Raw genomic sequence first — 848 nt, forward strand, 5'->3', positions numbered from 1 at the left:
GAGTAAGTCATTGTCGTTTATAGTGATAATCATTTAGTTTATTTATTTTATAACATTTTTAAAGTCAGCGTACTATAAGTTGTATGCTAAAGGACGTACAGCGCCAGGTGTTATAGTTACTAAGGCTAAAGGTGGAGAAAGCAATCATAACTTTGGCGTTGCTATCGATGTCTTTCCTTTACATGAGGATGGAAAGTTACATATGTCAGATGATAAAAAAAATATAAGACTTTTGAAAAAAGTAGCACCTATCGGAAAACGTCATGGTTTCAAATGGGGAGGTGATTGGATAAGTTTTAAAGACAATCCTCATTTCGAAAATATGTACGGTAAAACACTGTCTCAACTTAGAAAGCTATACGGGAATGCTAATGGAAATATTGAAAAAATATCTTTATAACGCTCTAACAAGTATCATAATTTTACTTAGCATTAGTTGTTCCAGCTACTCTAATGACAATATTACTAGACTTCAGGAAATTGAATTTGACTCATCAGAAGTTTTTCCACAAGGTGGGAGTTTTGTCTTATTTTTAAAAAATGATAGATGTATACTGCAAGGAAAAAGCTATTCGGATTATGGAAACTACGAATACAAATATACTTTTAGTAATAAAAATTTAATTAATGCCACTATTATTGAGAATAAATATCAAGAGCCACTCTTTGTTGAATCAGAACCAGTGATAGAGAAAATTAATATTATGGATTCACCAAAAGATAAAGATGTTAGGAGTTCTTTTATAGCATTGCTAAATTATATTAAAAATGAAAATATAAAAAAATGCAATTTTAATAATTAAGTTCATAAGAATTTATATGAAAACCTAGATTAACACACCAAGTGC

The 848-nt window shown here is 29.6% G+C and carries 2 protein-coding genes; both read left to right on the forward strand.

The annotated features are described in order from the left end of the window. The first annotated feature begins 79 nt into the window (after window positions 1-79). Window positions 80-400 (forward strand): M15 family metallopeptidase, encoded by a 321-nt coding sequence (locus QL982_RS14465; protein ID WP_290166152.1) that lies wholly within the window; start codon window positions 80-82, stop codon window positions 398-400. Then, window positions 372-803 carry a hypothetical protein gene (locus tag QL982_RS14470; protein ID WP_290166154.1) on the forward strand — a complete coding sequence of 144 codons (432 nt, stop codon included), beginning with the start codon at window positions 372-374 and terminating at the stop codon, window positions 801-803. Before QL982_RS14465 ends, QL982_RS14470 begins: the two co-directional genes overlap by 29 nt. Window positions 804-848: the final 45 nt, after the last annotated feature.

Source organism: Psychrobacter sp. 5A.1 (assembly GCF_030407455.1).
In the GTDB taxonomy this organism is placed as follows: Bacteria; Pseudomonadota; Gammaproteobacteria; order Pseudomonadales; family Moraxellaceae; genus Psychrobacter.

What these genes read in the sequence shown, in the direction of transcription:
- QL982_RS14470 (WP_290166154.1), top strand. Translation starts at nt 372, where the DNA reads ATGGAAATATTGAAAAAATATCTTTATAACGCTCTAACAAGTATCATA.